The organism is Candidatus Obscuribacterales bacterium (genome assembly GCA_036703605.1).
GTDB lineage: Bacteria > Cyanobacteriota > Cyanobacteriia > RECH01 > RECH01 > RECH01.
In genome coordinates, this window is the sequence record DATNRH010000848.1 from 1 (window position 1) to 6,020 (window position 6,020).

At 52.5% G+C, this 6,020-nt stretch carries 5 protein-coding genes; 2 read left to right on the forward strand and 3 right to left on the reverse strand.

What is annotated here, in order from left to right; genetic code table 11:
- Nucleotides 1-118: 118 nt before the first annotated feature.
- Both V6D20_17515 and bchL read right to left on the reverse strand, forming a co-directional pair.
- A complete protein-coding gene (locus V6D20_17515) occupies nucleotides 119-1,531 on the reverse strand; it encodes a ferredoxin:protochlorophyllide reductase (ATP-dependent) subunit N (protein HEY9817582.1) in 1,413 nt (470 codons plus the stop codon).
- Nucleotides 1,532-1,757: 226 nt separating this feature from the next.
- Entirely contained in the window at nucleotides 1,758-2,621 is an 864-nt protein-coding gene (gene bchL, locus V6D20_17520) for a ferredoxin:protochlorophyllide reductase (ATP-dependent) iron-sulfur ATP-binding protein (GenBank protein ID HEY9817583.1), read from the reverse strand.
- Nucleotides 2,622-3,415: 794 nt separating this feature from the next.
- Here bchL and V6D20_17525 point away from each other — a divergent pair.
- Complete coding sequence (locus V6D20_17525; GenBank protein HEY9817584.1) at nucleotides 3,416-5,008, forward strand: DEAD/DEAH box helicase family protein; 1,593 nt, start codon at nucleotides 3,416-3,418, stop codon at nucleotides 5,006-5,008.
- Nucleotides 5,009-5,179: 171 nt separating this feature from the next.
- Here the strand turns inward: V6D20_17525 and V6D20_17530 are convergent, their stop codons facing one another.
- The gene (locus tag V6D20_17530; protein ID HEY9817585.1) at nucleotides 5,180-5,449 is read right to left on the reverse strand and encodes a YciI family protein; all 270 of its coding nucleotides are present in this window, start codon (nucleotides 5,447-5,449) and stop codon (nucleotides 5,180-5,182) included.
- 126 nt (nucleotides 5,450-5,575) lie between these two features.
- On the opposite strand from V6D20_17530, the gene V6D20_17535 reads away from it, so the two are divergent.
- Complete coding sequence (locus V6D20_17535; GenBank protein ID HEY9817586.1) at nucleotides 5,576-5,779, forward strand: hypothetical protein; 204 nt, start codon at nucleotides 5,576-5,578, stop codon at nucleotides 5,777-5,779.
- Nucleotides 5,780-6,020 lie beyond the last annotated feature (241 nt).

Below are 6,020 nucleotides of genomic sequence, written 5' to 3' on the forward strand. Positions count from 1 at the left end.
GGGGCGCGATCGCTTAACCCAAGCGATCGCGCACCATTCCTATCCTGCGACTAGTTCAGCGTGACCGGGAGTTTGACGGGCGAACTCCCGGTAGATATCAGAGCAAGAAGACTTGGGGTTAAACCTTAGCTTCTTCCTTCACCAACTGACTCCAGCCCATATCTTTCAAGGACTGGTTGCGGCGTAGAGGACGGGTGGCTAGTTCCAACACATCCCGAGCATTGGTGAAGCCATGGATCTGAGCGAAGGTGAACTCCACTGACCACTTGGTATTGATGCCGCGAGCTTCCAGGGGGTTAGCATGGGCCATGCCGGTGATCACGAGGTCGATGTTTTGCTCTTGAATCCGCTGGAGCTGGTTGTAGTTATCGGGCTTCTCAACAATTCGAGGTAGCGGCACGCCCATTTCCTCACAGGTTTTTTGCAAAAGCTGGAGTTCAGCACCTTGGTAGCGCTTGTCCATGTAGGGAATGCCGATTTCGGGGCAGGTCATGCCGCAGCGAATGAAGAAGCGGGCTAGGGAGATCTCCAAGAGGTTGTCGCCCATGAAGAAGACAGATTTGCCGCGCAGTAGGCTGACGTAGTCTTCAAGGGATTCCCAGATGGTTTGCTCCCGTTCTTCTAGGCCCTGAGGCTCAATCCCGAAGACGGAACAGACTTTTTCAATCCAGGCGCGGGTGCCGTCGGGGCCGATGGGGAAGGGTGCGCCGATCAGCTTACACTTGCGGCGGCGCATCAGGGTGGTGGCGGTGCGGGAGAGGAAGGGGTTGACCCCAAGGGCGTAGTAGCCTTCTTCAATCACCGGCAGTTCGGTGTAGCGTTTGGCGGGTAGCCAGCCCGATACTTTGATGCCCTGTTTTTTCAGTTCGAGGGTGAGCTGGGTGACCACGGGATCGGGCACCGAGCCAAATAAGACGAGGGGCGGATGGTCTACATACTCAGATTCTTCTTGAGCGATTTCTTCCGGTTTGCGGCCAAAGCTCAGCAATTTCTTGATGGCGTTGCGATCGCCCTTTTCGGTTTCTTCCGCAGCAGTGGGTTGTTGGGTGGGGCAGCGCTGGGCCATGGCAGCAAGGACGGTGTCTTCTCCTTGGGTGAAGGCATAGTCAAGACCATTGGCGCGGGCAACGACGATAGGGATACCGATTTCCGATTCCAGCTTAGGTGCAAGACCCTCCAGATCCATTTTGATGATCTCGGTGGTGCAGGTGCCGATCCAGACAATCACGCTGGGGTTGCGATCGCGCTTAATTTGTTCGCATAGGCGCTTCAGTTCAGCATAGTCATTCAGCTGTGCGGAAATATCGCCTTCTTCAAGCTCTGCCATGGCATAGCGAGGTTCAGCAAAAATCATCACCCCCATGGCATTTTGCAAGAAGTAGCCACAGGTTTTGGTGCCAATCACCAAGAAGAAGCTATCTTCAATTTTTTGGTAGAGCCACGCCACGCAGCTAATGGGGCAAAAGGTATGGTAATTGCCAGTTTCACACTCAAAATTAAGCTCTTGAGGTTGGGGGGTCGCCAAGGTCATGGATGGTAAAACTCCTGGGTATGTGGATGGGCAGGATAGTGGAATTAACGTGCGTTCGACGGAGATCGTCAGATTCTTGGATCACCCTGATCTGGTCGAAGGCTGGAATATGGGCTGAACCAGGCTCAGCCTGAACGGTACGTTCACTGGGATAATGTCTGCTGGAGAGCGATCGCTGGCCGGATGTCTGTAGAGTCTGCATCTAGCCAAGCGATCGCCCCTAGCGCTAGACCATCATTAGGTCTGGCTCTTCTTCCCGCTGGTTTTGCGGTGTGGTGGGGTTGAGGTAGTAGTCCGACAGAAGGGCAAACAGATCCCGATCCTGAGCGTCATTGGGGACAACGCCTTCGGGCTGGGCCAAAATCTGGTCGGCAATGTTGAGGTAGTAGTCACACACATAGTTGAGGGCAGGCTCGGTTTCAGCCATCTCAAACAAGGTCTTACCTTTGACCCGGGAGACGCGGATGTCTTCAATCAAGGGCAGAATTTCCAGCACCGGCATGGGTACTGCTTCGATGTACTTGTCGATCAAGTCGCGCTTGCTGGTGCGGTTGCCGATTAATCCAGCTAGGCGCAGGGGATGGGTGCGAGATTTTTCACGAACCGACGCGGCAATGCGGTTGGCGGCAAACAGGGCATCAAAGCCGTTGTCGGTGATGATCATGCAATAGTCGGCGTAGTTCAACGGTGCGGCAAAGCCACCACAAACGACGTCGCCAAGCACATCAAACAAAATCACGTCGTACTCGTCAAAGGCGTTGAGTTCCTTAAGCAGCTTGACGGTTTCACCCACCACATAGCCACCGCAACCCGCGCCGGCTGGTGGGCCACCTGCTTCTACACAGTCCACGCCGCCATAGCCTTTGTAGATCACATCTTCTGGCCAGACGTCTTCGTAGTGATAGTCCTTTTCTTGCAGCGTATCAATAATGGTGGGAATGAGGAAGCCTGTAAGGGTGAACGTGCTGTCGTGCTTAGGATCGCAGCCAATTTGCAAAACTTTCTTGCCGCGCTTGGCGAGCGCCACGGAGATGTTGCAGCTTGTGGTGGATTTACCGATACCACCTTTTCCATAAACAGCTAGTTTCACGCTGGGTTCTCCTGTTGTGTTCGTTGAGGACGGGGCGGGCAGCTCTGGAGCTAGGGCTAGAGTCGTCGTCTGTAGCCAGTCGCTTAGGGAGATGCCGTTAGAAAGTGGGAATGAAGATTGGGGCGAGCCGCGATGCGACTCTGTAAACCTAAACCGTTAGCCTCGATCGGTTACTGAACAGCATTATTCATGAATCCATTGGGAATGAAAAGGCGATCGCTAATCAAAAGACCCTGTAAATGGCTGCTAAGCATTGATTGAAATTTATAATCGGCTTTAAATCCCTGAGATTTTGCTTCAAATCCTAAAAAACCAATAAAACAAAATTTTATAATTATTTTTTATAAAAATAAGAACAATAGACAAAAAAATCCTAGGAGAGAATCTGATTTTTGGGGGATAGCGGTCTACTGAACCCTATAGAGGTCAAGGCTTATGACGGGATAGGCTGGGTCTATTGACCTAGAAAATCAGGGCAAAAATCGATGCTTTTTGTGGCAAACATAAATAAAGTCTTATAGATTGCGGCATGATCTGGGAAAAGGTCGGTGGGTCATGGGGAAGGCGTTTTTAATTGTTACGAATCATGAGGGACTGGCAATCCTGTAACGCTTTGTAATCTGACATGGCTATCCCGTAACACCGGAGGGCGATCGCCCCTGCTGAAGTAGACATTTGTAGTTCTTTTGTACTATGGTGTCTAAGTCTCAGAGAAGAGCGGTGCAAGGGAGTGCGATCGCTCCTAATGTTCGCTATCCTTCGAGGGATCTCTTTGTTCTAGTCGCTGCTTGCCCATGGTTGCCCAACCGGTTTCATCCATCTCTGCTCCCCAGTTACGTCCCTATCAATCGCAATTGATTAAAGATCTCTACGAAAAACTGGCGGCAGGGCATCGGCGCGTTGCCATTATTGCCGGGACGGGAGCGGGAAAGACCGTGATCAGTGGGCAGATTTGTGCGCATACGGAGTCGCGAGGCTGTCGGCTCCTCTTTCTCGTGCATTTAGATGTGCTGGTGGGGCAAACCTACGAGAAAATGCAGTCCTTTGGGCTGCACTGCGGCTTTATCAAGGCGGGTTGGCCCGAAGATCCCACTGCGCCCATTCAAATCGCCAGCATCCAAACTATGGCCAAGCGAGATTGGTGGCGGACGTGGCCTGCCCATATGGTGTTCTACGATGAGGCCCACACCACGGTGTTCAGCCAGATTGGCCAAGAAGTGCTCTACACCACCCACGCCAAGGCGGTTCACCTAGCCATGACCGCTACGCCCTACCGTCTGGGTAAAGAGCAACTGGGCGATCATATGGAAACCCTGGTGCATTCACCGGTGCCGTCGGAACTGCAAAAGATGGGCTTCTTGGCCAAGATGCAGTACTTTGGAATGCCGAAGGGAACCCAGGTGAGCTTGGAGGGCGTGCGGACGGTGGCGGGAGATTATGACGAGCGGGATCTAAAAAATGCCTGCGATCGCCCTGAACTCGTGCAGCGTATCGTGGATGAGTGGCAGCGGCTGACGCCCCATAAGCGCACCATTGCCTTCTGTGTAGACATCGACCATGCTCGCCACGTGGCGGAAGCTTTTACGGCTGCGGGGATTCCGGCGGATGTGGTGTCGGGCAACACGCCGATTAAAGAAAGACAGCAGCTCTATGCCGATCTCAAGCATGGCAAGCTGATGGTGCTGACCTCCTGCAACGTGATTAGCATTGGCTTTGATGAGCCCAGTGTGGAGGTAGGGCTACTGCTGCGTCCGACTCAGTCGAAGGCGCTGCACCAGCAGCAAATTGGCCGGGTGATGCGCATCTCTCCCGCCACGGGCAAAACCCACGGCATCATTTTGGATCAGGCGGGCAATCTGCAGCGTCTGGGGTTTCCAGACGATATCCAGTCCTACCGGCTGCCTACGTCTAAAGAGACGAACGGTCAACCGACGGTGCCCGCTAAGCAATGCCCGTCTTGCAATCGCTTAGTTTGGTCGTTTCTGTTGGAATGTCCTGATTGTGGGCATGAATGGCCCAGCGAAGCGGAACTGCTCACCGATGACCTAGTAGAGCTGCTCAGCGATGAACAACTGCGTCAGTTGCGAGAACAGCGGATGCGCCGCTTTTTGAAACGCCGCCGCCCCAAGGATTTTCGCGACAATAACTCACCCAACTGGACGCGCCACGCTTTCTTTGAGAAGTTTGGCTGCCATCCCAACGATGAATGGTTGCGCGGCTGTATTTTTGGAGATGCTCCCACCGACAGCGATCGCCAACGCTACAAGCAATACCTGATGGCGATCGCTCAACAGCAGCGCAAGCCGCTCACCTGGGTGATTGAAGAATTTCAGCTTGAATTTGGTTCAGATCAGTGGAAAGCTCAATTTCCCGAATTATTCCGGTAGTCTCCTGCCGATCAGTGGGAGGACGTAATGGTGGGCAAGCGTTGCGACGCCGAAATGAGCGACGTCGCTCAATACTCAAATTCTGATGAGAAGAGATGAGGGTCGTCGAAACCCGGCAAGCTTCATGGCGTTGCGTCCACCTACTGAGTTTTCGGACGTGGTTGGGGTTGGTTAAAACGCCTGGATCCACTCCTTCACCTCATACTCCGTCCAGATACCGTGTTGCCAATAGGGATCCCCTTCGATCCAGCGGCGCACGGTAGCTTCATCCTCGGCTTCGTAAAGCCCAAAAACTTGGGTGACATCTTGGGTGGGGCCAATGGTAATCAAGACGCCTAGGTCTTTTTGCTGCTGGAGCCCATCCAAATGAGCTTGGCGATAAGGAGCGCGCTTTTCTAGCACATTCTCGCAGTAGCGACCCCACAAAACATATTTCGGCATATCTAATTAATCGATGGCGTGACGTGAAGAACCTTGAGAAGTTATGGGCGAGAAAAGCAATCGTCCTGACATAGGAAACCCTAAGTCGTATTTGGAATTAGACACTTCTAAATTTGAACATTTGCCATGTCTATTGCCGTCCTTCTCTCGACTAGCGCCCTGATCGCAATCGCTACTCCCTTTAACGAAACGAGTAGCAATTGTGCCTCCGTCTATCTCTATTCCACCCAGCCAGCTATCAGTGAACCATGGAACCTATCCTCTCAAGAGGATACCCAAGATTCTGCCTATCGAGGGAGTGGTCGTCGCGATGCCTCGGAGTGTACCTAATGCCAGCAGACATGTCGCTGGGTGACATTCTTTAGGCGAACGGTAGGTGAACTTCTAACGCGTCCTAACGATTGACCTCGTTGGAAATCTCCGAGTGGGTTAGGTGTTGTTTGGTACTGCAGAGGTTAGACTAAAGCAGGTACATCAGTGCATCCCCTTAAACAATAGAACAAAAATGTTCTAAAAAAGGCAAATCTTCTAGTCTATTTTGGGAAGTATGGGGGTACTCTGGAGTCATCAA

Coding starts and splice junctions, on each gene's coding strand:
- V6D20_17535 (HEY9817586.1), top strand. CDS start 5,576: ATGTCTATTGCCGTCCTTCTCTCGACTAGCGCCCTGATCGCAATCGCT.
- V6D20_17525 (HEY9817584.1), top strand. CDS start 3,416: ATGGTTGCCCAACCGGTTTCATCCATCTCTGCTCCCCAGTTACGTCCC.
- V6D20_17530 (HEY9817585.1), bottom strand. CDS start 5,449: ATGCCGAAATATGTTTTGTGGGGTCGCTACTGCGAGAATGTGCTAGAA.
- V6D20_17515 (HEY9817582.1), bottom strand. CDS start 1,531: ATGACCTTGGCGACCCCCCAACCTCAAGAGCTTAATTTTGAGTGTGAA.